This window comes from Streptomyces sp. NPDC003327, from assembly GCF_053589515.1.
Window position 1 is genome coordinate 87,484 of sequence record NZ_JBSFSA010000014.1, and the last position, 25,478, is coordinate 112,961.

28 protein-coding genes are annotated in these 25,478 nt (G+C 72.7%); 21 read left to right on the forward strand and 7 right to left on the reverse strand.

Annotated elements, in window-relative coordinates; genetic code table 11:
* Positions 1–5 precede the first annotated feature (5 nt).
* The 3 genes from leuD (at position 6) to ACWDVG_RS15180 (ending at position 1,782) form a co-directional block, all read left to right on the forward strand.
* Entirely contained in the window at positions 6–599 is a 594-nt protein-coding gene (gene leuD, locus ACWDVG_RS15170; RefSeq protein WP_451699605.1) for a 3-isopropylmalate dehydratase small subunit, read from the forward strand.
* Between the two features lie 104 nt (positions 600–703).
* Positions 704–931: an SCO5555 family protein gene (locus ACWDVG_RS15175; RefSeq protein ID WP_451699606.1), complete on the forward strand. Its 228-nt coding sequence runs from the start codon at positions 704–706 to the stop codon at positions 929–931.
* A gap of 143 nt (positions 932–1,074) precedes the next feature.
* Complete coding sequence (locus ACWDVG_RS15180; protein ID WP_451699607.1) at positions 1,075–1,782, forward strand: HU family DNA-binding protein; 708 nt, start codon at positions 1,075–1,077, stop codon at positions 1,780–1,782.
* Positions 1,783–1,842: 60 nt separating this feature from the next.
* Here ACWDVG_RS15180 and ACWDVG_RS15185 read toward each other — a convergent pair whose 3' ends face one another.
* Together ACWDVG_RS15185 and cofC are read right to left on the reverse strand one after the other, a co-directional pair.
* Entirely contained in the window at positions 1,843–2,052 is a 210-nt protein-coding gene (locus ACWDVG_RS15185) for a hypothetical protein (RefSeq protein WP_451699608.1), read from the reverse strand.
* A 10-nt stretch (positions 2,053–2,062) separates the two neighbouring features.
* Positions 2,063–2,710 carry a 2-phospho-L-lactate guanylyltransferase gene (gene cofC, locus ACWDVG_RS15190; protein ID WP_451699609.1) on the reverse strand — a complete coding sequence of 216 codons (648 nt, stop codon included), beginning with the start codon at positions 2,708–2,710 and terminating at the stop codon, positions 2,063–2,065.
* Positions 2,711–2,836: 126 nt separating this feature from the next.
* Between cofC and ACWDVG_RS15195 the strand changes: the two genes are divergently transcribed.
* The 3 genes from ACWDVG_RS15195 to ACWDVG_RS15205 all read left to right on the forward strand — a co-directional run bounded on the left by ACWDVG_RS15195 (position 2,837) and on the right by ACWDVG_RS15205 (position 5,860).
* A complete protein-coding gene (locus ACWDVG_RS15195) occupies positions 2,837–3,589 on the forward strand; it encodes a lysophospholipid acyltransferase family protein (RefSeq protein ID WP_451699610.1) in 753 nt (250 codons plus the stop codon).
* Positions 3,586–4,587 carry an NAD(P)H-dependent glycerol-3-phosphate dehydrogenase gene (locus ACWDVG_RS15200; protein ID WP_451699611.1) on the forward strand — a complete coding sequence of 334 codons (1,002 nt, stop codon included), beginning with the start codon at positions 3,586–3,588 and terminating at the stop codon, positions 4,585–4,587. Before ACWDVG_RS15195 ends, ACWDVG_RS15200 begins: the two co-directional genes overlap by 4 nt.
* Positions 4,588–4,720: 133 nt before the next feature.
* Positions 4,721–5,860 carry a D-alanine--D-alanine ligase family protein gene (locus tag ACWDVG_RS15205; RefSeq protein ID WP_451699612.1) on the forward strand — a complete coding sequence of 380 codons (1,140 nt, stop codon included), beginning with the start codon at positions 4,721–4,723 and terminating at the stop codon, positions 5,858–5,860.
* A 120-nt stretch (positions 5,861–5,980) separates the two neighbouring features.
* On the opposite strand, the gene ACWDVG_RS15210 is transcribed toward ACWDVG_RS15205, so the two are convergent.
* Together ACWDVG_RS15210 and ACWDVG_RS15215 are read right to left on the reverse strand one after the other, a co-directional pair.
* Positions 5,981–6,475 (reverse strand): DUF3515 domain-containing protein, encoded by a 495-nt coding sequence (locus tag ACWDVG_RS15210; protein WP_451699636.1) that lies wholly within the window; start codon positions 6,473–6,475, stop codon positions 5,981–5,983.
* Between the two features lie 23 nt (positions 6,476–6,498).
* Entirely contained in the window at positions 6,499–6,732 is a 234-nt protein-coding gene (locus tag ACWDVG_RS15215; protein WP_017947604.1) for an Lrp/AsnC family transcriptional regulator, read from the reverse strand.
* Between the two features lie 233 nt (positions 6,733–6,965).
* Here ACWDVG_RS15215 and ACWDVG_RS15220 point away from each other — a divergent pair, with 233 nt between their 5' ends.
* The gene (locus ACWDVG_RS15220) at positions 6,966–7,928 is read left to right on the forward strand and encodes a thiamine-phosphate kinase (protein ID WP_451699613.1); all 963 of its coding nucleotides are present in this window, start codon (positions 6,966–6,968) and stop codon (positions 7,926–7,928) included.
* Complete coding sequence (gene thiD, locus ACWDVG_RS15225) at positions 7,925–8,755, forward strand: bifunctional hydroxymethylpyrimidine kinase/phosphomethylpyrimidine kinase (RefSeq protein WP_451699614.1); 831 nt, start codon at positions 7,925–7,927, stop codon at positions 8,753–8,755. The genes ACWDVG_RS15220 and thiD overlap by 4 nt, the downstream gene beginning before the upstream one ends.
* A gap of 157 nt (positions 8,756–8,912) precedes the next feature.
* Here the strand turns inward: thiD and rpmB are convergent, their stop codons facing one another.
* Positions 8,913–9,098, reverse strand: a complete 186-nt coding sequence (gene rpmB / locus ACWDVG_RS15230) for a 50S ribosomal protein L28 (RefSeq protein ID WP_003957616.1) — start codon at positions 9,096–9,098, stop codon at positions 8,913–8,915.
* A 143-nt stretch (positions 9,099–9,241) separates the two neighbouring features.
* Here rpmB and ACWDVG_RS15235 point away from each other — a divergent pair, with 143 nt between their 5' ends.
* The 9 genes from ACWDVG_RS15235 (at position 9,242) to mutM (ending at position 18,300) form a co-directional block, all read left to right on the forward strand.
* Positions 9,242–10,954 (forward strand): DAK2 domain-containing protein, encoded by a 1,713-nt coding sequence (locus tag ACWDVG_RS15235; RefSeq protein WP_451699615.1) that lies wholly within the window; start codon positions 9,242–9,244, stop codon positions 10,952–10,954.
* Between the two features lie 27 nt (positions 10,955–10,981).
* Entirely contained in the window at positions 10,982–13,189 is a 2,208-nt protein-coding gene (recG, locus tag ACWDVG_RS15240; protein ID WP_451699616.1) for an ATP-dependent DNA helicase RecG, read from the forward strand.
* A gap of 67 nt (positions 13,190–13,256) precedes the next feature.
* Complete coding sequence (gene rsmD / locus ACWDVG_RS15245) at positions 13,257–13,841, forward strand: 16S rRNA (guanine(966)-N(2))-methyltransferase RsmD (RefSeq protein WP_451699617.1); 585 nt, start codon at positions 13,257–13,259, stop codon at positions 13,839–13,841.
* 26 nt (positions 13,842–13,867) lie between these two features.
* Complete coding sequence (coaD, locus tag ACWDVG_RS15250) at positions 13,868–14,347, forward strand: pantetheine-phosphate adenylyltransferase (RefSeq protein WP_451699637.1); 480 nt, start codon at positions 13,868–13,870, stop codon at positions 14,345–14,347.
* A gap of 110 nt (positions 14,348–14,457) precedes the next feature.
* Positions 14,458–15,510: a cell division initiation protein gene (locus ACWDVG_RS15255; RefSeq protein ID WP_451699618.1), complete on the forward strand. Its 1,053-nt coding sequence runs from the start codon at positions 14,458–14,460 to the stop codon at positions 15,508–15,510.
* A gap of 136 nt (positions 15,511–15,646) precedes the next feature.
* The gene (locus ACWDVG_RS15260) at positions 15,647–16,285 is read left to right on the forward strand and encodes a YceD family protein (protein ID WP_451699638.1); all 639 of its coding nucleotides are present in this window, start codon (positions 15,647–15,649) and stop codon (positions 16,283–16,285) included.
* Between the two features lie 2 nt (positions 16,286–16,287).
* On the forward strand, positions 16,288–16,461 hold the full coding sequence (gene rpmF, locus ACWDVG_RS15265; protein ID WP_030496967.1) for a 50S ribosomal protein L32: 174 nt from the start codon (positions 16,288–16,290) through the stop codon (positions 16,459–16,461).
* Between the two features lie 19 nt (positions 16,462–16,480).
* Positions 16,481–17,275 (forward strand): ribonuclease III, encoded by a 795-nt coding sequence (gene rnc, locus ACWDVG_RS15270; RefSeq protein WP_451699619.1) that lies wholly within the window; start codon positions 16,481–16,483, stop codon positions 17,273–17,275.
* A gap of 155 nt (positions 17,276–17,430) precedes the next feature.
* Complete coding sequence (gene mutM, locus ACWDVG_RS15275) at positions 17,431–18,300, forward strand: bifunctional DNA-formamidopyrimidine glycosylase/DNA-(apurinic or apyrimidinic site) lyase (protein WP_451699620.1); 870 nt, start codon at positions 17,431–17,433, stop codon at positions 18,298–18,300.
* A gap of 61 nt (positions 18,301–18,361) precedes the next feature.
* Here the strand turns inward: mutM and ACWDVG_RS15280 are convergent, their stop codons facing one another.
* A complete protein-coding gene (locus ACWDVG_RS15280) occupies positions 18,362–18,748 on the reverse strand; it encodes a winged helix-turn-helix transcriptional regulator (RefSeq protein ID WP_451699621.1) in 387 nt (128 codons plus the stop codon).
* A gap of 124 nt (positions 18,749–18,872) precedes the next feature.
* Between ACWDVG_RS15280 and ACWDVG_RS15285 the strand changes: the two genes are divergently transcribed.
* Entirely contained in the window at positions 18,873–19,457 is a 585-nt protein-coding gene (locus ACWDVG_RS15285) for a flavodoxin family protein (protein ID WP_451699622.1), read from the forward strand.
* A gap of 92 nt (positions 19,458–19,549) precedes the next feature.
* On the opposite strand, the gene ACWDVG_RS15290 is transcribed toward ACWDVG_RS15285, so the two are convergent.
* Positions 19,550–20,500: a CAP domain-containing protein gene (locus ACWDVG_RS15290; RefSeq protein WP_451699623.1), complete on the reverse strand. Its 951-nt coding sequence runs from the start codon at positions 20,498–20,500 to the stop codon at positions 19,550–19,552.
* 230 nt (positions 20,501–20,730) lie between these two features.
* Here ACWDVG_RS15290 and ACWDVG_RS15295 point away from each other — a divergent pair, with 230 nt between their 5' ends.
* From ACWDVG_RS15295 to smc, 3 genes are all read left to right on the forward strand, one after another.
* Positions 20,731–21,012 carry an acylphosphatase gene (locus ACWDVG_RS15295; RefSeq protein WP_451699624.1) on the forward strand — a complete coding sequence of 94 codons (282 nt, stop codon included), beginning with the start codon at positions 20,731–20,733 and terminating at the stop codon, positions 21,010–21,012.
* Positions 21,013–21,401: 389 nt separating this feature from the next.
* A complete protein-coding gene (locus tag ACWDVG_RS15300) occupies positions 21,402–21,620 on the forward strand; it encodes a hypothetical protein (protein WP_451699625.1) in 219 nt (72 codons plus the stop codon).
* A 251-nt stretch (positions 21,621–21,871) separates the two neighbouring features.
* Entirely contained in the window at positions 21,872–25,432 is a 3,561-nt protein-coding gene (gene smc / locus ACWDVG_RS15305) for a chromosome segregation protein SMC (RefSeq protein WP_451699626.1), read from the forward strand.
* Positions 25,433–25,478 lie beyond the last annotated feature (46 nt).

Consider the following 25,478-nt stretch of genomic DNA (forward strand, 5'->3'; position numbering starts at 1 on the left):
GAACCATGGAAGCTTTCACCACCCACACCGGCCGGGCCGTCCCGCTGCGCCGCAGCAACGTCGACACCGACCAGATCATCCCGGCGCACTGGCTCAAGAAGGTCACCCGCGACGGCTTCGAGGACGGCCTCTTCGAGGCCTGGCGCAAGTCCGACGACTTCGTGCTCAACCGCCCCGAGCGGCAGGGCGCGACCGTCCTGGTCGCCGGCCCCGACTTCGGCACCGGCTCCTCCCGCGAGCACGCCGTCTGGGCCCTGCAGAACTACGGCTTCAAGACGGTCATCTCCTCCCGCTTCGCCGACATCTTCCGCGGCAACTCGCTGAAGAACGGCCTGCTGACCGTCGTCCTGCCGCAGGAGACGGTGGAGGCGATCTGGGAGCTGACCGAGGCCGACCCGACCGTCGAGGTCACCGTCGACCTGGAGCGCCGCAAGGTCCTCGCCCCCGGGATCGACGCCGACTTCGAGCTCGACGAGAACGCCCGCTGGCGGCTCCTGAACGGGCTGGACGACATCAGCCTCACCCTTCAGAACGAAGGGGACATCGCGGCCTACGAGGCGGCGAGGCCGTCCTTCAAGCCCCGTACAATTACGGCCTGAGCAGCGCTTTTCCAAGACTGCGCCCCCCACCTTCCGGTGGGGGGCGCAGTCGCTTGTTGAGACCCTGTCGGGCGACAACTCGCCCTAGATGGCACAATCGGTGCATGGAACGCGACAGCCAACTCGAGCTCTACGAGGCAGTCGCCGCCCGATTGAAGGAAGCGCACACGAAAGTGCGCGAACTGCAAGTCCCGGAGGGCGTAAGGATGGCGCTGTCCCGGAAGCTGCTGGTCGTCACGGCAGCGGCGAAGCACGATCTCAAGGACGCGGCCACGCGTCTGGACCGGTTGATGAAGGACCTCGACGAGGGCCGATTCCCAGAGGACGACTGACACCAGGAACTCCGCAACGGGTCTTCTCCGTTGCGGCACTAGGGTGATTAGACCGTTTCGTGTTTGATTTGCGGTATATACATGCCTAACGTGCGAAAAAGCTTGAACACTTTCGTTCTGGCAATGTCTCCGAAGGGGAAGACGTGAACAAGGCGCAGCTCGTAGAAGCGATTGCCGACAAGATGGGCGGCCGCCAGCAGGCCGCCGACGCCGTCGACCACGTGCTGGACGCCATCGTGCGCGCCGTGGTCGCCGGAGACCGTGTCTCGGTCACCGGCTTCGGCTCGTTCGAGAAGGTCGACCGCCCGGCCCGCTACGCCCGCAACCCGCAGACGGGCGAGCGCGTGCGGGTCAAGAAGACCTCCGTTCCGCGCTTCCGTGCGGGCCAGGGCTTCAAGGACCTGGTCAGCGGCTCGAAGAAGCTCCCCAAGGGCGGCGAGGTCTCCGTCAAGAAGGCCCCCAAGGGCAGCCTGACCGGCGGCGCCTCCGCGACGGTCAAGAAGGCCGCCGCCAAGAAGGCCACCACCGCCAAGAAGGCCGCCGCGAAGAAGGCGACCCCGGCGAAGAAGACCACCACCGCGGCCGCCACCAAGAAGGCGACCCCGGCCAAGAAGACCTCCACCGCGGCGGCGAAGAAGACCACCACCGGCGCCGCCAAGAAGACCACCACCGCGGCCGCCACCAAGAAGGCGACCCCGGCCAAGAAGACCTCCACCACCGCGGCCGCGGCGAAGAAGACCACCGCGAAGAAGACCGCGCCGGCCAAGAAGGCCACGGCGAAGAAGGCGCCCGCCAAGAAGACGACCGCGCGCAAGACCGCCACCGCCAAGAAGACCGCCGCCAAGAAGTAGGACGAGCGGCACCCATCCGCCGGGCCGGGCTCCCCTCGGGGAGCCCGGCCCGCGGCGCGCTCAGAAGGTCTGCAGCGTCACCAGGGTGATCCGCAGCCCGGCCCCCGAGGTGCCCGGCTCCGCCTCGATCCGCACCCGCTGCCCCGGCCGGAGCAGCCGCAGCCCGCCCGCCTCGAAGGCCTCCGCCCCGAACTCCACCGGGGTGCCGTCGTCGAGCAGCACACTTCCGGTGCGGGTCTCGGGGTCGTACGTGTACGCGGTCGCCTGCATGGACCGCAGCCTATCCGGCCGCCGTCAGCCAGCGGGCCGCCGTCCGGGGGCCGAGCCCCAGCGCCTCCGCCGCCGCCAGGTCCCGCCCGGTGTCCACGTCCCGGCGCACGGAATCCACCCCCGCCAGCCGGATTTCCACGGCTCCCGAGGACAAATGCCGCAGCCGTGACGGCCCCCCGAATGCGGGTTCCAATTCCACCCCCGGCCCGGCCGAGAGGAATGTCGTACCTATTTCGGCGGCATCCGCGAGAAATGCGCGCGGAAATTGCCGGGCCGCGTCCAGGACCCGGGCCAGTTCCGTCGGCCGCAGCGCCGGAAGGTCCGCGTTGAGCGCTGCCACCCGTGCGCCCGGGCGCCCCTCCCGCACGGCGCGCGCCCCGTGGGCCAGCGCCGGGTTGAGCCCCGCCGCCGGGGTGTCCGGCACGATCCGCGCCCCCAGCGCGGCGAGCGTCGCGGCCGCCGCCGGATCGTCCGTGACGACCACCACATCCCGCACCGCCCCGCACGCCAGGACCGCCCCCACCGTGTCCTCGGCGAAGGCCAGCGCCAGCCGGGGCCGCAGCCGGGCCCCGGCCGCCGCGGCCAGTCGGCTCTTGGCGAGGGCCAGGGGCTTCAGGGGTACGACCAGGGACCAGCCGTCGTCCGCATCGGTGTTCATCGCGGCCCATTCTGTCCCGCCCGCGCGGCCCGCCGGAGGCCCCGGGGCGTACGGTGTCCTCGACAGACCAGGAGCATGGGGCAACACTTGACCCCCTGCCAGTCGGTCCCGGAGAAAGGTGTACGCGTGCCCCGCCGTCGAATCGGCTTCTGGTACCGCCTCGCGGCGGTCATCGCCAAACCCCCCCTGGTGATTCTGTTCAAGCGGGACTGGCGCGGTACGGAGCACATCCCGGCCGACGGCGGATTCATCACCGCGGTCAACCACAACTCGTATCTGGACCCGCTGTCCTACGCCCATTACCAGTACAACACCGGGCGGGTGCCGCGGTTCCTCGCCAAGGCGGGCCTCTTCAAGGCCGGCTTCGTCGGCACGATGCTCCGCAACACGGGCCAGATCCCCGTCTACCGCGAGACGACCAACGCCCTGGACGCCTTCCGGGCCGCCGTCGACGCCATCGAGCGCGGCGAGTGCGTCGCCTTCTACCCCGAGGGCACCCTCACCCGGGACCCCGAGATGTGGCCCATGGCGGGCAAGACCGGCGCCGCCCGCGTCGCGCTCCTCACCAAGGTCCCGGTCATCCCGGTGGCCCAGTGGGGCGCCAACCTGGCGATGCCGCCGTACGCCAGGGAGAAGAAGTTCCGGCTGTTCCCCCGCAAGACCCTGATCGTGCAGGCCGGTCCGCCCGTCGACCTCTCCCGCTTCCACGACCTGGAGCCCACGCCCGAGGTGCTCCGCGAGGCCACCGAGACGATCATGGCCGCCATCACCGCGCTCCTGGAGGAGGTCCGCGGCGAGAAGGCCCCCGCCGAGCCGTACGACCACCGCAAGGCCCGCCTGGAGCAGCGGCGCAAGGCCGCCGAGGGAGGCGCCAAGTGACCAGGGCAGCCGTCTTCGGCAACGGATCGTGGGGCACCGCCTTCGCCATGGTGCTCGCCGACGCGGGGTGCGAGGTGAGCCTCTGGGGCCGCCGCGCCGAACTCGCGGCGGAGATCAACGCCACCCGCACCAACCCGGACTACCTGCCGGGCGTCGAACTCCCCCGGGGGATCATGGCCACCGCCGACGCGGCCGAGGCCGCCGCCGACGCCGACTTCACCGTCCTCGTCATCCCCTCGCAGACCCTGCGCGGCAACCTCGCCGCCTGGCAGCCGCACCTCGCCCCCGACACCGTCCTCGTCTCCCTCATGAAGGGCGTCGAACTCGGCACGGCCAAGCGGATGAGCGAGGTCATCACCGAGGTCGCGGACGTGCCCGCCGAGCGCGTCGCCGTCCTCACCGGCCCCAACCTGGCCAAGGAGATCGCCGCCCGGCAGCCCGCCGCCGCCGTCGCCGCCTGCGTCGACGAGTCGGTCGCCCAGCGGCTCCAGGCGGCCTGCATCACCCCGTACTTCCGCCCGTACACCAACACCGACGTCGTCGGCTGCGAGCTCGGCGGCGCCGTGAAGAACGTCATCGGCCTCGCCGTCGGCATCGCCAACGGCATGGGCCTCGGCGACAACTCCAAGGCCACGCTCATCACCCGCGGCCTCGCCGAGACCACCCGGCTCGGCCTCGCCATGGGCGCCGACCCGCTCACCTTCTCCGGCCTCGCGGGCCTCGGCGACCTGGTCGCCACCTGCTCCTCGCCGCTCTCCCGGAACAACACCTTCGGCACCAACCTGGGCCGGGGCATGACCCTCCAGGAGACGATCGCCGCCACCAAGCAGACCGCCGAGGGCGTCAAGTCCTGCGAGTCGGTGCTCGATCTGGGCCGCCGCCACGGCGTCGACATGCCCATCACCGAGACCGTCGTCTCGATCGTCCACGACGGCAAGCCCCCGGTGGTCGCGCTCAAGGAACTCATGTCGCGCTCCGCGAAGCCCGAGCGCCGCTGAGCCCGGCCGAGTGCGGCCAGGCCGCCGCGGGGGCCCGCCCGAGCGCCACCGAGCCCGGCCGTGTGGGCCGGACGCGCGCGAGCGGAGCGGGGCGCTCAGCAGTTCGGGTGCCGCAAGGTACCCTCATCGCGATATGAGCGAGAACACCCAGAGCCCCCGCAAGCCGCGCGTGGCCGTCGTCTTCGGCGGACGCAGCTCCGAGCACGCCATCTCCGTCGTCACCGCCGGCGCCGTCCTCGGCGCCCTCGACCGGGACAAGTACGACGTGCTGCCCATCGGCATCACCACCGACGGGCGCTGGGCGCTGACCGCCGACGCCCCGGAGCGGATGGCCATCGCCGACCGCGCCCTGCCCAACGTCGCCGACCTGGCCGAGTCCGAGCGCGGCGGCGTGGTCCTCTCCGTCGACCCGGCCAACCGCGAGGTCGTCCTCTCCGAGCCGGGCCAGGTGCCCACGGCCCTCGGCGAGGTCGACGTGGTCTTCCCCGTGCTCCACGGCCCGTACGGCGAGGACGGCACCCTCCAGGGCCTCCTGGAGCTCTCCGGCGTCCCCTACGTCGGCGCGGGCGTCCTCGCCTCCGCCGTCGGCCAGGACAAGGAGTACATGAAGCGGGTCTTCGTCTCCTTCGGCCTCCCCGTCGGCCCGTACGAGGTCGTCCGCCCCCGCGAGTGGGAGCAGAACCCGGCCGCGGCCCGCAAGAAGATCGTGGAGTTCGCCGCCGAGCACGGCTGGCCGCTCTTCGTGAAGCCGGCCCGCGGCGGCTCCTCCATGGGCATCACCAAGGTCGACGACCTCTCCGGCCTGGACGAGGCCATCGAGGAGGCCCGGCGCCACGACCCCAAGATCCTCGTCGAGTCGCTCGTCCGCGGCCGCGAGATCGAGTGCGGCGTCCTGGAGTTCGAGGACGGCCCGCGCGCCAGCGTCCCGGCCGAGATCCCCCCGGTCACGGACCACGACTTCTACGACTTCGAGGCCAAGTACATCGACTCGGCCTCCGGCATCGTGCCCGCGCCGATCGGCGACGAGGCCACCGCCGAGGTCCAGCGCCTCGCCGTCGCCGCCTACGAGGCCGTCTCCTGCGAGGGGCTCGTGCGCGCCGACTTCTTCCTCACCGAGGACGGCGACTTCGTCATCAACGAGATCAACACCATGCCGGGCTTCACCCCGATCTCCATGTTCCCGCGCATGTGGCAGGAGACCGGCGTGAGCTACGCCGAGCTGGTCGACCGGCTGATCCAGGCCGCGCTGAACCGCTCCACGGGCCTGCGCTAGCAACGGGAGCGGGGCTCGGAGACGCCTTCCCCGGGGGGCCGGTCACCGGAGACGGGACCGGCCCCGACGGGTGTTCGCGCGCGGCGGGGGAGGGGGGCGGCGGGATCCGGACGGGACGGCTCAGGAACACTCCGGTTCGAGGGCGCACGGGACCGTCCGCGCCACCGGACCGGCGAGCGCCGCGAGCGGCCCGGCGTCGTGCGCGTACTGCTCGCCGAGGCTCACCTCCACGTACGTCTTCCGGTAGACCGTGGTGAAACGGGGCCCGGCGCCCTCCGGGCGCTCCAGCATCCAGCGGACGCCGTCCACGGCGACGCCCTGAGAGGCCGGATCGCTCATCTTTTCGGGCCGGGGGACCCCGCAGCGCAGTACGATCGCACCGTCACCCCACCCGGCGGTCAGCTCGGAGCCGGGCTCCGGATCGTTCCGCTCCAGCCCCGCCACGGTGTCGGGGAGTTCCTTCGCCAACGACCGGCACAGGGACGTCTCCGCCGCCGGAGGACGGGGAACCGCGACGGACGCCCCGGCGTCCGACGAGGAGCAGCCGGCCACGGCCGACAGCAGGACGACGGCCGACAAGGCGACGGGCAGGCCGAAGGGCCGGTGGGATGACATCACCGGCCAAGGGTAGACGGGGGCTACAGATGAACGACCGGGCAGGTAAGCGTGCGCGTGATGCCGTCCACTTGCTGCACCTTCGCGACCACCATCCGTCCGAGCTCGTCGACCGTGTCGGCCTGCGCGCGGACGATGACGTCGTACGGACCGGTCACGTCTTCCGCCTGGATCACCCCCGGGATCTTGGAGATGGTGTCGGCGACGGTCGACGCCTTGCCCACCTCGGTCTGAATAAGGATGTACGCCTGTACCACGGAACCTCCAGGGCGGCCACGAGGATCTTGTGGGAGAAAGGGACGCCACGGTACCGCGTCGCCGCGGGCCGCGGGGAGACCCGCGCGCCCCGAGGCGCCCGGGGTGGGGCGTACGCAGGACAGAAGTTGACGGTCTACTTGACGGTACCCAGCACGGTGACGGCCCGCGACCCGCGGCGCGCGACGACGCGCCACCGCCCGCCGACCGGCACGACGACACGAGGTGAGACGCGGTGAAGGGCACAGTCGGAGAGCTGGGCGAGTTCGGGCTCATCAGGGAGCTCACGTCCCGGCTCACCTCCACCCCGGCGGTACGGATCGGGCCCGGCGACGACGCCGCGGTCGTCTCCGCACCCGACCGGCGCGTGGTGGCCAGCACGGACATCCTCCTCGAGGGGCGGCACTTCCGCCGCGACTGGTCGACGGCGTACGACGTCGGACGCAAGGCCGCCGCGCAGAACCTCGCCGACATCGCCGCCATGGGCGCGGTCCCCACCGCGCTCCTCCTCGGCCTCGTCGTCCCCGCCGAACTCCCCGTCACCTGGCCCACCGAACTCATGGACGGCCTGCGCGACGAATGTCAGGTCGCGGGCGCCGCGGTCGTCGGCGGAGACGTCGTGCGCGGCGACACGATCACGGTCTCCATCACCGCCCTCGGCGACCTCCGCAACCACGACCCGGTCACCCGCGGCGGCGCCCAGCCCGGCGACGTCGTCGCCTACACCGGCTGGCTCGGCTGGTCCGCCGCCGGATACGCGGTCCTCTCCCGGGGCTTCCGCTCGCCCCGTGCCTTCGTCGAGGCCCACCGCCGCCCCGAACCCCCGTACCACGCGGGCCCCGCGGCGGCCGGACTCGGCGCCACCGCCATGTGCGACGTCAGCGACGGCCTCATCGCCGACCTCGGCCACATCGCCGAGGCCAGCAAGGTCCGCATCGACCTGCGCTCCGGCCTCATCGACATCCCCACCCAGATGAACGACATCGGCCAGGCCGTCGGCGTCGACCCCATGCAGTGGGTGCTCACCGGCGGGGAGGACCACGCCATCGTGGCCACCTTCCCGCCCGACGTGAAGCTCCCCGCCCGCTGGAAGGTCATCGGCGAGGTCCTCAACCCCTCCGCCCTGCCGCAGGTCACCGTGGACGGCGCCCCCTGGCACAGCGCGGGCGGCTGGGACCACTTCGGGGAGACCGAGTGACGGGGGAGGGCGGAGCCGGGGGAGGGGCCCGCGAGGTCCCGCCCCTGGCGCTGACCGTCGCCGGCTCCGACTCCGGCGGCGGCGCGGGCATCCAGGCCGACCTCAAGACCATGCTCGCCCTCGGCGTCCACGGCATGAGCGTCCTCACCGCCGTCACCGCCCAGAACTCGCGGGGCGTCCACGGCGTCTGGGAGCTGCCGGTGGAGGCCGTCCGCGCCCAGTACCGGGCCGTCGTCGACGACATCGGCGTACGGGCCGTCAAGACCGGCATGCTCGCCTCCGCCGAACTCGTCGAGACCGTCGCCGCACTCCTCGCGGAGACCGACGCCCCCGTCGTCGTCGACCCCGTCGGCGTCTCCAAGCACGGGGACCCGCTGCTCGCCGCGAGCGCGCTCGACTCCGTACGGAACAAGCTGCTGCCCCGCGCCACCGTCGCCACGCCCAACCTGGACGAGGTGACGCAGCTCACGGGCCTCCACGTCGTCCACGAGAGCGACATGCGGAACGCGGCGGACGCCGTCCTGTCGTACGGGCCGGACTGGGCGCTGATCAAGGGCGGCCACCTGCCGACCGGCGTCGACGCCGTGGACCTGCTCACCGACGGCACCGAGGAGCACTGGCTGCGTTCACCGCGCCACGACAACCGGCACACGCACGGGACGGGCTGCACGCTCGCCTCGGCGGTCGCCGCCGGGCTCGCCAAGGGCCTGGCCGTGCCGGAGGCCGTACGGCAGGCCAAGGAGTACGTGACGGGCGCCATCGCCGCGGGCTTCGCGCTGGGCGACGGCATCGGCCCGGTCGACCACGGCTGGCGGTTCCGGGCCTGAGGGCACCGGGGCCGGGCCCGCGGAGCGCCCTCGGGCGCTCCGCGGGCGGAGCCGCCGGGCGCTCCGGCCGTTTCCGGGCAAGGCAAAAGGCCGGTTCACCGAGGTGAACCGGCCTCTCAAGGCAACCGCAGGGCTGCGCTACGACAAAACGTCGCGATTAGCGCGAGACCTTGCCGGCCTTGATGCACGAGGTGCAGACGTTGAGCCGCTTCGGCGTCCGACCGACCACGGCACGCACGCGCTGGATGTTCGGGTTCCAGCGACGGGACGTACGGCGGTGCGAGTGCGAAATGTTGTTGCCGAAGCCCGGCCCCTTGCCGCAGACGTCGCAGTTGGCAGCCACGGGTCACTCCAAAGACTTCAGATTTACAGTGAAATCCGGCGCACCGGAATCAGGAGTCTGAAGTGGCTTGCCGGGGAACGGCCCGGCTTGTGCCGGGCAACCGAAGCAGCATACAACGGCTGCTCCCGTGGAACGAAACTACCATGGCGAGCGCGGACCTCGCCCCGGGCCCCGGTCACCGGCCGGACACCCCGGGTCTACCCTGCGGTGAGCTCACCGCCGAAGGAGGACCCCCGTTGTCGCGCGCCGTCCCGCCCTCCAAGGAGCTCGTCGAACTCGACGCCGAAGCGGTCAGGACCTGGTGCGCACGCGCGCTGAACGCGCTGGCCGAGGAGCGCGCGGACATCGACGCGATCAACGTCTACCCGGTCGCCGACGGGGACACCGGCACCAACCTCTACCTGACCGTCGAGGCCGCCCACGGAGCCGTCGAGGCGGTCTGCGCCGCCACCTCGCCCGACGTCGCCGAGACCGTACGGGCCATGGCCCACGGCGCCCTCCTCGGCGCCCGCGGCAACTCCGGCACCATCCTCTCCCAGCTGCTGCGCGGCATGGCCGCCGTCCTGGCCGAGGGGCGTGACGGGGATCACCTCGCCCGCGCCCTCGCCGAGGCAGCCGCCGCGGCCCGCCGGGCCGTCGCCCACCCCGTCGAGGGGACCATCCTCACCGTCGCCGACGCCGCCGCCGCGGCCTGCGCGGGCGGCGGCGGCCTCGCGGAGGTGGCCAGGGCGGCCCACGACGGGGCCAGGACGGCCCTGGAGACCACCCCCGGCCAACTCGACGTGCTCGACCGCGCCGGGGTCGTGGACGCCGGAGGACGCGGCCTCGTCGTCGTCCTCGGCGCCCTCACCCGGACCGTCTGCGGCGAGGCCCCCGCCCCTCCCGCCGTCACCGCGCCCCGCGCCCCCGTCGTCCCCGCCGGCACCGGGACCTGCGACGCGGGTGACGGACCCGCGTACGAGGTGATCTACCTCCTGGAAGCCGACGACACCGCCGTGGACCTCCTCCGCGCCCGCCTCGACGACCTGGGCGAATCCCTCGTCGTCGTCGGCGGCGACGGCCTCTGGAACGTCCACGTGCACGTCGACGACGCGGGCGCCGCCGTCGAGGCCGGAGTCGAGGCGGGCCGCCCCCACCGCATCCGGATCACCCACTTCGCCGGCGCCGCCGACAGCGCCGGAAGGGCCGAGCGCGCCCAGCGCGCCGTCGTCGCCGTCGTCCCCGGCGAGGGCCTCGCCGGACTCTGCGCCGAGGCCGGCGCCACCACCCTCCTCGCCCGCCCCGGCGAACCCCCGGCCGGCGAGGAACTCGTCGACGCGATCCGGCGGGCGCACGCGCGCGAGGTCGTCCTCCTGCCCAACGACACCGACCTGCGGCAGACCGCCGCGGCCGCCGCCGAACGCGCCAGGGCCGAGGGCATCCGCGTCGCCCTCATCCCCACCAGGGCCGCCGTCCAGGGCATCGCCGCCCTCGCCGTCCACGAACCCGACCAGAGCTTCGACGAGGACGTCGTCGCCATGACCGCCGCCGCCGGCGCCACCCGCTACGCCGAACTCGCCGTCGCCGAACGCCAGTCCTTCACCTCCGCCGGCGTCTGCCAGGCCGGCGACGTCCTCGGCCTCATCGAGGGCGACGTCGCCGTCATCGGCCAGGACCTCACCGACACCGCCCGCACGGTCCTCGACCGGATGCTCTCCGCCGGCGGCGAACTCGTCACCCTCGTCGTCGCCGACGACGTCCCCACCGACCTCGCCACCGCCCTCGAAACCCACGTCCGGCGCGGCTACCTGGCCGTCGACACCGTCACGTACCGCGCCGGAGAAGGCGCCCCGCCGCTCCTCATCGGGGTGGAGTGACGACGACTGTCGGTGCCGTGGTGTGCAATGGAACACGTGCCCGCGCTCGACGAACCACTCAAGAAGTCCCTCGGCCCCGCCACCGCCAAGGTCATGGCCGAGGCGCTCGACCTGCACACGGTCGGGGACCTGCTCCACCACTACCCCCGCCGCTACGCCGAGCGCGGAGAGCTGACCACCCTCTCCGACCTGCCGCTCGACGAGCACGCCACCGTGGTCGCCCAGGTCGCCGACGCCCGCGTGCTCACCTTCAACGGCGCCAAGGGGCGCGGCCAGCGCCTCGAAGTGACCATCACGGACGGCAGCGGCCGCCTCCAGCTGGTCTTCTTCGGCAAGGGCGTGCACAAACCGCACAAGGACCTGCTGCCCGGCACGCGCGCGATGTTCTCCGGCAAGGTCTCGCTCTTCAACCGCCGCCTCCAGCTCGCCCACCCCGCCTACGAACTCCTGCGCGGCGACGGCGACGAGGCCGTGGACACCTGGGCCGGCGCCCTCATCCCGATCTACCCGGCCACCACCAAGCTCGAGTCCTGGAAGATCGCCAAGGCCGTCGCCGCCGTCCTGCCCAGCGCCGCCGACGCCGTCGACCCGCTCCCCGACGCCCTCCGCGAGGGCCGCGCCCTCGCCGAACTCCCCGACGCCCTGCGCCTGATCCACCGCCCCCGTACGAAGGCGGACATCGCCACCGCCCGCGAGCGCCTCAAGTGGGACGAGGCCTTCGTCCTCCAGGTCGCCCTGGCCCGCCGCCGCCACGCCGAGACCCAACTCCCCGCCGTCGCCCGCCGGCCCGCCCCCGACGGCCTCCTCGACGCCTTCGACGCCCGGCTGCCCTTCACCCTCACCGACGGCCAGACCAAGGTCTCCAGGGAGATCTTCGACGACCTCGCCACCGAGCACCCCATGCACCGCCTCCTCCAGGGCGAAGTGGGCAGCGGCAAGACGATGGTCGCGCTGCGCGCCATGCTCGCCGTCGTCGACGCCGGGGGACAGGCCGCCATGCTCGCCCCCACCGAGGTCCTCGCCCAGCAGCACCACCGCTCGATCACCGAGATGATGGGCGAGCTCGCCGAGGGCGGCATGCTCGGCGGGGCCGAGCGCGCCACCAAGGTCGTCCTGCTCACCGGCTCCATGGGCACCGCGGCCCGCCGGCAGGCCCTCCTCGACCTCGTCACCGGCGAGGCCGGGATCGTCATCGGCACCCACGCCCTCATCGAGGACAAGGTGAAGTTCCACGACCTCGGCCTGGTCGTCGTCGACGAACAGCACCGCTTCGGCGTCGAGCAGCGCGACGCCCTGCGCGGCAAGGGCGACTCCCGCGGGGAGAAGCGGACGCCGCACCTCCTGGTGATGACCGCCACCCCCATCCCGCGCACGGTCGCCATGACCGTCTTCGGCGACCTGGAGACCTCCGTCCTCGACCAGCTGCCCGCCGGCCGCTCCCCGATCGCCAGCCACGTCGTCCCCGCCGCCGACAAGCCCCACTTCCTCGCCCGTGCCTGGGAACGCGTCCGCGAGGAGGTCGAGAACGGCCACCAGGCGTACGTCGTCTGCCCCCGCATCGGCGACGAGGAGGACCAGAAGAAGAAGGCCAAGGCGTCCCCCGAGGACGACGCCGAGAAGCGCCCCCCGCTCGCCGTCCTCGACGTCGCAGACAAGCTCCGCGCCGGCCCCCTCGCCGGCCTGCGGATCGCCGTCCTGCACGGCCGCATGCACCCCGACGACAAGGACGACGTCATGCGCCGCTTCGCCGCCGGCGACCTCGACGTCCTCGTCGCCACCACCGTCATCGAGGTCGGCGTCAACGTCCCCAACGCCACCGCCGTGGTGATCATGGACGCCGACCGCTTCGGCGTCTCCCAGCTCCACCAGCTCCGCGGCCGCGTCGGCCGCGGCTCCGCCCCCGGCCTCTGCCTCCTCGTCACCGAGATGCCCGAGGCGAGCCCCGCCCGGCAGCGCCTCGGCGCCGTCGCCTCCACCCTCGACGGCTTCGAGCTCTCCCGCATCGACCTCGAACAGCGCCGCGAGGGAGACGTCCTCGGCCAGGCCCAGTCCGGCGCCCGCTCCTCGCTGCGCATGCTCACCGTCATCGACGACGAGGAGGTCATCGCCGCCGCCCGCGAGGAGGCCACCGCCCTGGTCCTCGCCGACCCGGACCTCACCGCCCACCCGGCGCTGCGCACGGCCCTGGACGCCCTGCTCGACAAGGACCGCGAGGAGTACCTGGAGAAGGGGTGACGGCACGGCGCCCACGGCCGCCATAAGCTGGTGCACAGGCAATGGCTCATGGAGAACGAGGACACCGATGACCCGCGTGATCGCCGGTACCGCAGGCGGGCGGCGCCTGGCCGTGCCCCCCGGCAACGGCACCCGCCCCACCTCCGACCGGGCGCGCGAGGGCCTCTTCTCCACCTGGGAGGCGTTCCTCGGCACCCTCGACGGGGCCAGGGTCGCCGACCTGTACGCGGGCTCCGGCGCCGTCGGCCTGGAGGCGCTCTCCCGCGGCGCCGCCCACACCCTGCTCGTCGAGGCCGACCAGCGGGCCGCCCGCACGGTCCGCGAGAACATCCGCGCGCTCGGCCTCCCCGGCGCCGAACTCCGCACCGGCAGGGCCGAGCAGATCGTCACCGGACCGGCGCCCGCCGACCCGTACGACCTCGTCTTCCTCGACCCGCCCTACGCCGTCTCGGACGACGACCTGCGCGAGATCCTCCTCACACTGCGCTCCGGGGGCTGGCTGAGCGAGGATGCCCTCGTCACCGTGGAGCGCAGCACCAGAGGCGGGGAGTTCGGCTGGCCGGCCGGATTCGAGGCCCTGCGGTCCCGTCGCTACGGCGAGGGAACGTTTTGGTACGGTCGCGCCGCCTCCACGTGCGACGACGCACGATGACCGGACCGGAGAGGGAGGGACACACGTTGCGCCGCGCCGTCTGTCCGGGGTCGTTCGACCCCATCACCAACGGACATCTCGACATCATCGCCCGCGCTTCCAAGCTGTACGACGTCGTGCACGTCGCGGTGATGATCAACCAGTCCAAGAAGGGCCTCTTCGCCGTCGAGGAGCGGATCGACCTCATCCGCGAGGTCACCGCCGACTTCGGGAACGTCGAGGTGGAGTCCTTCCACGGCCTCCTCGTCGACTTCTGCAAGCAGCGCGACATCCCCGCCATCGTCAAGGGCCTCCGCGCGGTCAGCGACTTCGACTACGAGCTCCAGATGGCCCAGATGAACAACGGCCTCTCGGGCGTCGAGACCCTCTTCGTCCCCACCAACCCCACCTACAGCTTCCTCTCCTCCTCGCTGGTCAAGGAAGTCGCGGCCTGGGGCGGCGACGTCTCCCACCTGGTCCCGCCGGCGGTCCTGAGCCGCCTCACCGAGCGGCTCGCGGAGAAGTGACGCCCGGCCACCACCGCTGACGCTCCGTCACCTGGTGTCCGGCGGGCGCCGACTGCCCTTACAGTCGTCCCGTCCGTCTCCATCCAGCTGTAGAGAGTGGCGAGCACCAGGTGGACGTGCAGAAGAAGCTCGACGAGATCGTCGCGACCGTACAGAGCGCCCGCTCCATGCCCATGTCGGCGTCCTGCGTGGTCAACCGCGCCGAGCTGCTCGCCCTGCTCGACGAGGTGCGGGACGCCCTGCCGGGCTCCCTCGCGCAGGCCCAGGAGCTGATCGGCGGCCGGGAGCAGCTCGTCGAGCAGGCCCGCCAGGAGGCCGAGCGGATCATCGAGGCCGCCCACGCCGAGCGGGGCTCGATCGTCTCCGACACCCAGGTCGCCCGCCAGTCCCAGGAGGAGGCCGACCGCATCCTCGCCGAGGCCCGCCGCGAGGCCGAGGAGATCCGCGCCGAGGCCGACGAGTACGTCGACTCCAAGCTCGCCAACTTCGAGGTCGTCCTCAACAAGACCATCGGCTCCGTCGACCGTGGCCGCGAGAAGCTCCTCGGCCGGGGCCCCGGCCTCGACGAGGACGGGTACGCCGACGAGGACGCCCCCGAGTACAGCGCGGACCCGCAGACCCTCATCCACCGCGCCGACGCGTACGTGGACGCCAAGCTCGGCGCCTTCGAGGCGGTGCTCAGCAAGACCCTGGAGGCCGTCGGCCGCGGGCGCCAGAAGCTGCACGGCCGGATCGCCAGCGACGCCCTCGGCGAGCACATGGCCGCCCAGGACGGGCTCGGCGGAGCCGTCCACACCAGCGACGCCGACTACCTGGCCGGCCTCGCCGAGCTGGCCGACCCCGAGCCCTCCCGGGCCCCGGCCCCCGCCCCCGTACAGATCCCGGCCCAGCAGGCGCCCGCGCAGCAGCCCGACCCGTACGGCTACCCGCAGCAGCCCGCCCAGGACCCCTACGGCTACCCGCAGCCGCCCGCCCAGGACCCGTACGGCTACCCGCAGCAGGACCCCTACGCGTACCCCCAGCAGGTCGCCCAGGCCGACCCGTACGGCTACCAGCAGCCGGTCCACCCGCAGCAGCCCGCCGCCGCGCTCGACGAGACCAGCTTCTTCGACACGAGCATGATCGACCTGGACCAGCTGCGCCGATACGAGCAGGGGCACTGAGCTCCCCGGGGTCCGGATTGGGCCCTGGGCGAAGCGTCCAGTATCCTGGCTGTTCGGTCGCGCCCTGTGCCGCGATCCATGCTGCCCACACGAGGCAGCCCCTCACGATGCGAAACGATCGAAAGCAGGAAGAACCCTGAGCACGCGCCTCGACCACCGCAACCCCCTCGTGTTCGACACGCACGAGCTGGGGCGGCGTCCCGGTGCGCTCCAGCGGATCTCCCGCACGGTCGACGCCCCCGCCGACCTCGGCGTCGAAGGGGTCATCGGGGTGCCGGAGGGCGACCCCGTCGAGATCGAGCTCCGTCTCGAGTCGGTCATGGAAGGGGTGCTTGTCACAGGCACCGCCCGTGCATCGGCCCGAGGGGAGTGCGTAAGGTGTCTGGAGCCCGTCGAGCTGGAGCTCGACGCGGACTTCCAGGAGATGTTCTCGTACCCCGACTCCGACGACCGGGGCCGCTCCAAGGCGGCCGCGGACGACGAAGCCGAGGACGACGAGGACATGATCCCCCTCGAGGACGGCATGTTCGACCTCGAGCCGGTGCTGCGTGATGCGGTGGTGCTCGCACTGCCGATGCAGCCGGTGTGCCGGGAGGACTGTGCGGGTCTGTGTTCCGAGTGCGGGACCAACCTGAACGAGAACCCGGACCACCATCACGACGCCGTCGACATCCGTTGGGCGGCACTGCAGGAACTCGCCGGTTCGCTGGGAACCGACGAGAAGGACAACATGAGCGGCGCCGCATCCGGTGTCGACGAGAAGCAGGAGAAGTAGCCGTGGCTGTTCCGAAGCGGAAGATGTCGCGCAGCAACACGCGCCACCGCCGGTCGCAGTGGAAGGCTGCGGTCCCCACCCTGGTTTCGTGTGAGCGTTGCCAGGAGCCGAAGCAGCAGCACATCGCGTGCCCGAGCTGCGGCACCTACAACAAGCGCCAGGTCCTCTCGGTCTGAGTGGCTGGTGAGAGGCACGATGTCTGACAGCGTCAGTTCAGCCTCGTCCCACACGCTTCTGGAAGGGCGGCTCGGGTATCAGCTCGAGTCCGCCCTTCTGGTGCGTGCGCTGACCCATCGCTCGTACGCGTACGAGAACGGCGGCCTGCCCACCAACGAGCGCCTGGAGTTCCTCGGGGACTCCGTGCTCGGCCTCGTGGTCACGGACACGCTGTACCGCACCCACCCCGACCTGCCCGAAGGCCAGCTGGCCAAGCTGCGGGCCGCGGTGGTCAACTCGCGTGCGCTGGCGGACGTGGGCCGCGGCCTCGAACTCGGCTCCTTCATCCGGCTCGGCCGGGGCGAAGAGGGCACGGGCGGCCGGGACAAGGCGTCCATCCTCGCCGACACCCTCGAAGCGGTGATCGGCGCGGTCTATCTCGACCAGGGCCTCGAAGCGGCGTCCGAGCTGGTGCACCGGCTCTTCGACCCGCTGATCGAGAAGTCCTCCAACCTCGGTGCCGGCCTGGACTGGAAGACCAGTCTCCAGGAACTCACCGCGGCCGAGGGTCTGGGCGTGCCGGAGTACCTCGTCTCCGAAGAGGGCCCCGATCACGAGAAGACCTTCACTGCTGCCGCCCGCGTCGGTGGTGTCTCGTACGGCACCGGCACCGGCCGCAGCAAGAAGGAAGCGGAACAGCAGGCGGCGGAGTCCGCGTGGCGCGCCATCCGCGCCGCCGCCGACGAACGCGTGGCCGCGGCCAAGGCCGCTGCCGACGCGGGTACGGGAGAGGCCGCCGACCCCTCTCCGTCCGAGGACCGGGCAACGGCCTGACGGCCGTCCGCCCCGCCCCACCGCTTCCCGAGGACCCCGCCCCAGGGCGGGGTCCTCGCCTTTTCCGGGTCCGGGGGCCCGGTAGGGTGAAAGCGCTGTCGCCGGTGAGCGTGTCGTGTCGTGTCCTGTCGTTTCGTGTCGTCCGGAGGAGTCCCGTGCCCGAGCTGCCCGAGGTCGAGGTCGTACGGCGCGGACTCGAGCGCTGGGTCGCCGGACGGACGGTGACCGAGGTCGAGGTCCTGCACCCCCGGGCCGTGCGGCGGCACCCGGCGGGCGGCGAGGACTTCGCGGCCCGGCTGAAGGGGCAGCGGTTCGAGGCGGCGCGGCGGCGCGGCAAGTACCTGTGGCTGCCGCTCGACGGCACCGGCACCTCCGTCCTCGGACACCTCGGCATGAGCGGCCAGCTCCTCGTGCAGCCGGAGGACGCCCCCGACGAGAAGCACCTGCGCATCCGCGTCCGCTTCGACGACACGGCCGGCACGGAGCTGCGCTTCGTCGACCAGCGGACCTTCGGCGGGCTCTCGCTCCACGAGCAGACAGCCGGCGCCCCCGACGGCCTCCCCGACGTCATTCGGCACATCGCCCGCGACCCGCTCGACCCCGCGTTCGACGACGCCGCCTTCCAGAGCGCGCTGCGCCTGCGCCGTACGACGATCAAGCGGGCGCTGCTCGACCAGTCGCTCATCAGCGGGGTCGGCAACATCTACGCCGACGAGGCGCTCTGGCGGTCGAGGCTGCACTACGACCGGCCGACGGCCACGCTGACGCGGCAGCGGACCACCGAGCTGCTCGGACACGTCCGGGACGTGATGAACGCGGCGCTCGCGGTCGGCGGCACCAGCTTCGACAGCCTGTACGTGAACGTCAACGGCGAGTCGGGATACTTCGACCGCTCGCTCGACGCCTACGGACGCGAGGACGAGCCCTGCCGCCGCTGCGGCACACCGATGCGCCGTCGCCCCTGGATGAACCGCTCCAGCTACTTCTGCCCGCGCTGCCAGCGCCCGCCGCGCGTCACGGTCTGACGGCGGGGGAGGGCCCGGGGGCCGTGGGGGGACGGCTCCGGGCGTCAGGGAGCCGTGGGCGTCAGGAGCCGACCGGGGCCGCGCGCCCCGCGTCGTAACTCTCCCGTGCCGCGACCACCTGCGGCATGCGGCCCTCCACCAGTTCGATCAGGCCGACCAGCCGCTCCGCGATCTCGCGCCCGAGCGGGGTGAGGCGGTACTCCACGCGCGGCGGGTTGACCGGCTGCGCCTCGCGGTGGACCAGCCCGTCGCGCTCCAGCGCGTGCAGCGTCTGCGACAGCATCTTCTCGCTGACGCCGTCGACCCGGCGCCGCAGCTCGTTGAAGCGGAACGTCCCGTCGTACAGCGCGCCGAGGGTCAGGCTGCCCCAGCGGCCCGTCACGTGCTCCAGCGTGCCGCGCGAGGGGCAGGCCCGTGCGAACACGTCGTAGGCGAGGTCATCGGTCATGCCTCCACCGTACTCCGCCGCAGCGCTTACTGCCGTAAGGGCGCTAACTCGACGCTTGCGCTTTCGAAAAGTTAGTGCTCTACTTCTGGGCATCCCCCTTCCGCATCCCTTCGAGGAGCCCGTTGTGACCACCCCCGTCGTCTCCATCGCGTACCACTCCGGCTACGGCCACACCGCCGTCGTCGCCGAGGCCGTCCGGAACGGCGCCGCCGACGCGGGCGCCACCGTCCACCTGATCAAGGTCGACGAGATCACCGACGCCGACTGGGAGCTGCTCGACGCCTCGGACGCGATCGTCTTCGGCTCGCCGACGTACATGGGCACCGCCTCGGGCGCCTTCCACCAGTTCGCGGAGGCCACCTCCAGGCGCTGGTTCACCGACGCCTGGCTCGACAAGCTCGCCGCGGGCTTCACCAACTCCGGCTCCAAGAGCGGCGACAAGCTCCACACCCTGCAGTTCTTCCAGACCCTCGCCGCGCAGCACGGCATGACCTGGGTCAACCTCGGCCTCAAGCCCGGCTGGAACAGCAGCACCGGCTCCGAGAACGACCTCAACCGCCTCGGCTTCTTCTCCGGCGCCGGCGCCCAGACCCCCAGCGACCTGGGCCCGGAGGCCGTCCACAAGGCCGACATCGCCACCGCCGAACACCTCGGCCGCCGCATCGCCACCACGGCCCGCACCTTCACCCTGGGCCGCGCGGCCGCCTGACCGCGGTACGCCGAGAGGGGCGCGGGTACGTGACCCGCGCCCCTCTCCGCGTGAGGAAGGGCGTGCCCCCGGCAGCCCGCGTCGCCGCCCCGTCAGTACCCGAAGTTCTGGGTCCACCACGGGCCGCCGTCCGCGAAGTGGACGCCGACGCCGAGGGTGGTGAAGGAGCAGTTCAGGATGTTGGCGCGGTGGCCGTCGCTGTCCATCCAGGAGGCCATCACGGCCGCCGCGTCCACCTGGCCGCGGGCGATGTTCTCGCCGCCCATGCCCGAGACGCCGGCCTGTTCGGCGCGGTCCCAGGGGGTGTCGCCGTCCGGGTCCGTGTGGTCGAAGAAGCCGCGGGACGCCATGTCCGCGCTGAAGGCGCCCGCGAGGGCGGCCAGGTCGGCGCTCGGGCGGACGGGCGAGCACCCGATTTCGTTGCGCTCGATGTTGACCAGGCGCAGGACCTCGGCCTCGGCCGCGGCCGCGCGGTCCGCCGTGGAGGGCGCGGCGGTCGTCCCGGCCGGGGTCTCGCTCGTCGGGGCGGGCTTCGGGGCGGCCGTCCCGGTCGTCGGCGCGGCCGAGGACCTGGGCTTCGCCGGGGCCGTGGTCCGCGCCTTCGTCGGCGCGGGTGTCGGCGTCGGCTTCGCGCTGGGCGTCGGCTTCGTGCTCGGGGTGGCCTTCGTCGGGGTCGGGGTCGGGGTCGGCTTCGCGCTCGGGCTCTTCGGGGCCGGGGCGGGGGCGGCCGTGCCGTTGCCCTCGGTCGTCCCCTCCGCGGGCGTACGGGTCGCCCCACCCTGCGTCGTCAGTTCCGGCGCCTGCTGGACCTGCGGCCGCTGCCCGCTCGTACCGGCGCTGCCCACCGTGAAGGTGTCGCCGCCGGGCAGCAGGCCGGAGGCGACCGCGACCGCGCCGACCGCGACCGCCGCGGAGGCGCCGAGCAGGCCGGTGCGCACGGGGACGCCCCGGCGCCTGCGGCGGGTACCCCGGTGCGAGCGGTCCGTACCGGCCGCGTAGTCTTCTGCGGCGGGCGCGGCGCCGGAGCGACGGTGGCGTCCCATGTGCTGTGCCTTCCTGAGCTGCTTGCTGCCGGTGCTTCGGTCCCTGCTGATCTTTGCTGATCTCCGCCGATCTTTGCTGTCGGCATCTTCTGCGAACCGTCGGCCTCTTCTGTGAACCGACGGTCGAGCCGAGCGCACCCGAACGGGTGACGTCCGCTTCGTCGGGACTGTACGCCATGAGAAGCGGGGGCGACGTGCTCATCGCCCGATCCGCCGGTTAGCGTGCAGCCATGAGCGACGACGTACGGATGACCGCCTGGGTGCGCGGCCGGGTACAGGGAGTGGGCTTCCGCTGGTTCACCAGGGCAAACGCACTGGAGATCGGCGGCCTCGTGGGCTTCGCCCTCAACCTCGACGACGGCCGGGTGCAGGTGGTGGCCGAGGGGCCCAGTGAGAATTGCCACCGTCTCCTCGACTGGCTCCGCTCCGCCGACACGCCCGGACGCGTGGACGGCGTCACCGAGATCTGGGACACCCCGCGCGGCGGCTACGAGACCTTCGCCATCCGCTGACCCGACCCCGCGCCCCTCCGTCCGCCGGCCCCGACGGGCCGCCGGACGGCCCTCAGGTGACGAGCGCCTGACGGAAGAACCACCTGGTGGTTGCCAATACGCGGCGCGCGTGCCAGGCTGCCGGAAGAGGCAATGATCGCCACGCCCCGAGGCTCCGAGTTGCGAGGCCCCGCCGCCTGCTGTGCGGCCCCGGCCCCCCGGTCGCCCGGTCCAACGGCGTGTGATCGTGTTGACCGTCAAACTTTTTGGTGAGACTCTGGAAGCCCCGCGCACCTTAGCTGTTTGGCAGTGAAGAGCGGCACGACACACACTGCCGGGCACCGCGGGTGCGAATCCCTCACGACCCACACCGCAATCGGTCGGTCACTCAGTGTGGAGGACCATCCATCATGGCAAAGGCGCTTCTCGGTTACGTCGGCGGCTCCGACCCGCGACTCCTCGCCGAGATGCGACGGCTTCAGCAGCGCGTCCAGGACCTGGAATCCGAGCTCGTACGGATCCAGTCCGAGAACGACGCGCTCAACGCTGCCGCCGCTCATCACCAGGGAGACTCGCTGCTGGACAGCATCGACCTCGACGTACCCCAGGCGGAGCCTGCGCTCACCTGACAACCCAGCCCCCGGGGGCCAGGTGGGAAACACTCCCCCAGCTGGAACACGGAACGCGGATCACGAACACATCCAGCTGGAACAGCGGGAACATGCAAGGGGCGCTTCGGCGTCCCTTCTTTCTTGGAGCGTGCCGGTGCATCCGGTGTCACCCGGGTCCGGTGCCTCCCTCTCGTCCCACCCCCTCCTCAACCGATGATCTGCCCTGCACGTTCACGGGCGAAACGCACACGCCCCGGTAGAGTCCGGGGGTGCACCTCAAGGCCCTGACGCTCCGCGGATTCAAGTCGTTCGCCTCGGCCACCACGCTGCGGTTCGAACCCGGGATCACCTGTGTCGTGGGCCCCAACGGCTCGGGCAAGTCCAACGTCGTGGACGCCCTGTCCTGGGTCATGGGCGAGCAGGGCGCCAAGTCGCTGCGCGGCGGCAAGATGGAGGACGTCATCTTCGCCGGCACGACCGGGCGCCCGCCGCTCGGTCGCGCCGAGGTCTCGCTGACCATCGACAACTCCGACGGCGCCCTGCCCATCGACTACGCCGAGGTCACCCTCACCCGGATCATGTTCCGGGGCGGCAGCAGCGAGTACCAGATCAACGGCGACACCTGCCGCCTGCTCGACATCCAGGACCTGCTCTCCGACTCCGGCATCGGCCGCGAGATGCACGTCATCGTCGGCCAGGGCCAGCTCGACTCCGTGCTCCACGCCGACCCCATGGGCCGCCGCGCCTTCATCGAGGAGGCCGCCGGCGTCCTCAAGCACCGCAAGCGCAAGGAGAAGGCGCTGCGGAAGCTGGACGCGATGGGGGCGAACCTCGCCCGCGTCCAGGACCTCACCGACGAGCTGCGCCGCCAGCTCAAGCCCCTCGGGCGGCAGGCCGCCGTCGCCCGCCGCGCCGTCGTCATCCAGGCCGATCTGCGCGACGCCCGCCTCCGGCTCCTCGCCGACGACCTCGTACGCCTCCAGGACGCCCTCAAGGCCGAGGTCGCCGACGAGGCGGCGCTCCTCGCCCGCAAGGAGACCACCGAGACGGCGCTGCGCGAGGCCCTCGCCCGCGAGGCCGCACTCGAGGCGGAGGTCCGCGCCCTCGCCCCCCGCCTGGAGCGCGCCCAGCAGAGCTGGTACGCCCTCTCCCAGCTCGCCGAACGGGTCCGCGGCACGATCTCCCTCGCCGACGCCCGGGTGCGCAGCGCCACCGACGCCCCCACGGACGAGCGGCGCGGCCGCGATCCGGAGGACCTGGAGCGCGAGGCGGCCCGCGTCCGCGAACAGGAGGCCGAGCTCGAAGCCGCCCTGGAGGCCGCCGAGCGCGCCCTGGAGGACACCGTCGCCCACCGCGCCGAACTGGAGCGCGCCCTCGCCGCCGAGGAGCGCCGCCTCAAGGACGCGGCCCGCGCCCTCGCGGACCGGCGCGAGGGCCTCGCCCGGCTCCACGGCCAGGTCGGCGCCGCCCGCTCGCGGGCCGCCGCCGCCCGGTCCGAGATCGACCGGCTGACCGCTGCCCGGGACGAGGCGGGGGAGCGGGCCGCCGCGGCCCAGGAGGAGTACGAACGCCTCAGGGCCGAGGTCGAGGGCCTGGAGGCCGAGGACACCGAACACACCGAGCGGTACGAGGCCGCACGCCGCGAACTCGCCGAGGCCGAGGCCGCTTCGGACGCCGCGCGGGAGGCCGCGGGCGACGCCGAACGCCGTCGCGCCGCCACCCGGGCCCGCCACGAGACGCTCGCGCTCGGCCTGCGCCGCAAGGACGGCACGGGCGCGCTGCTCGCCGCCGGACTCGACGGGCTGCTCGGCCCCGCCGCCGAACTCCTCACCGTCGCACCGGGATACGAGATCCCCGTCGCCGCCGCCCTCGGCGCCGCCGCCGACGCGGTCGCCGTCACCGGACCGGCCGCCGCCGCCGAGGCGCTCCGCCTGCTCCGCAAGCAGGACGCGGGCCGCGCCTCCCTCCTGCTGGCCGGAGCGTCCGAGCCGGCCCCGCCCGCCGTGCCCGAAGGCCGCGCGCACGCCGCCGAGTTGGTCCGCGGCCCCGAGGACCTCATGGGAGCGGTACGGAGGCTGCTGGCCGGCGCCGTCGTCGTCGACGGCCTCGACGAAGCCCGGGACCTCCTCCGCACCCACCCGGGACTGACCGCCGTCACCACCGAAGGCGACGTGCTCGGGGCGCACTTCGCGCGCGGCGGCTCCGCCGGGGCGCCCAGCCTCCTCGAAGTGCAGGCCTCCGTCGACGAGGCCGCCGCCGAGCTCGACGAACTCACGCGCCTCTGCGCGGAGCTGGCCGAGGCCCAGCGGGGCGCTGAGGAGCGCCGCCGGACGGTCGCCGCCCTCGTCGAGGAGCTCGACGCCCGCCGCAGGGCCGCCGAACGCGAGAAGTCCTCCGTCGCCCAGGCCCTCGGCCGGCTCGCCGGACAGGCCAGGGGCGCGGCGGGCGAGGCCGAGCGCACCGCCACGGCCGTCGCCCGCGCCCACGAGGCCCTGGAGAAGGCGACCGCCGAGGCCGAGGAGCTGGCCGAGCGGCTGCTCGTCGCCGAGGAGGCGTCCCCCTTCGGCGAGGGCGGGGAGGAGGAGCCCGACACCTCCGCGCGCGACCGGCTCGCGATCGACGGTTCCCACGCGCGCCAGACCGAGATGGAGGCCCGGCTCCAGGTCCGTACCCACGAGGAACGCGTCAAGGGCCTCGCCGGCCGGGCCGACTCCCTCGACCGGGCCGCCAGGGCCGAGCGCGAGGCACGCGCGCGTGACGAGCAGCGGCGGGCCCGGCTGCGCCACGAGGCCCGGGTCGCGGGCGCGGTCGCCGCCGGCGCCCGTACCCTTCTCGCCCACGTCGAGGCCTCCCTCGTCCGGGCCGAGGCGGAGCGCGCGGCGGCCGGGGCGGCCCGCGCCGCGCGCGAACAGGGCCTGGCGGCCGCCCGCGCCCGGGGCCGCGAGCTGAAGGCCGAGCTGGACAAGCTCACCGACTCCGTGCACCGCGGCGAGGTCCTCGGCGCGGAGAAGCGCCTGCGGATCGAGCAGCTGGAGGCGAAGGCCCTGGAGGAGTTCGGCGTGGAGGCGGGCGACCTCGTCGCCGAGTACGGTCCCGGACAGCCGGTCCCGCCGTCGCCGCCCGCCGACGGGGAGATGCCGCCCGAGGACCCGGCGGACCCGCGCAACCTGCCGCGGCCGTTCGTCCGTTCGGAGCAGGAGAAGCGGCTGAGGGCCGCCGAGCGGGCGTACCAGCAGCTCGGCAAGGTGAATCCGCTGGCCCTGGAGGAGTTCGCGGCCCTGGAGGCCCGGCACAAGTTCCTCTCGGAGCAGCTGGAGGACCTGAAGAAGACCCGGGCCGACCTCCTTCAGGTCGTGAAGGAGGTGGATCTCCGGGTCGAGCAGGTGTTCACGGAGGCGTACCGGGACACGGCCCGGGAGTTCGAGGGGGTCTTCGCGCGGCTCTTCCCGGGCGGCGAGGGCCGGCTGGTCCTCACCGACCCGGAGTCGATGCTGACCACCGGGGTCGACGTCGAGGCCCGTCCGCCGGGCAAGAAGGTCAAGCGGCTCTCGCTGCTCTCCGGCGGCGAGCGCTCGCTGACCGCCGTGGCGCTGCTGGTGTCGATCTTCAAGGCGCGGCCGAGCCCGTTCTACGTGATGGACGAGGTCGAGGCGGCTCTCGACGACACCAACCTCCAGCGACTGATCCGGATCATGCGGGAGCTCCAGGAGTCCTCGCAGCTGATCGTGATCACGCACCAGAAGCGGACGATGGAGGTCGCGGACGCCCTGTACGGCGTCTCGATGCAGGGGGACGGCGTCTCCAAGGTGATCAGCCAGCGGCTGCGCTAGCCCAACAGGACCGTCTTCCTTCAATTCCTGAAACCAAACCTGGCGG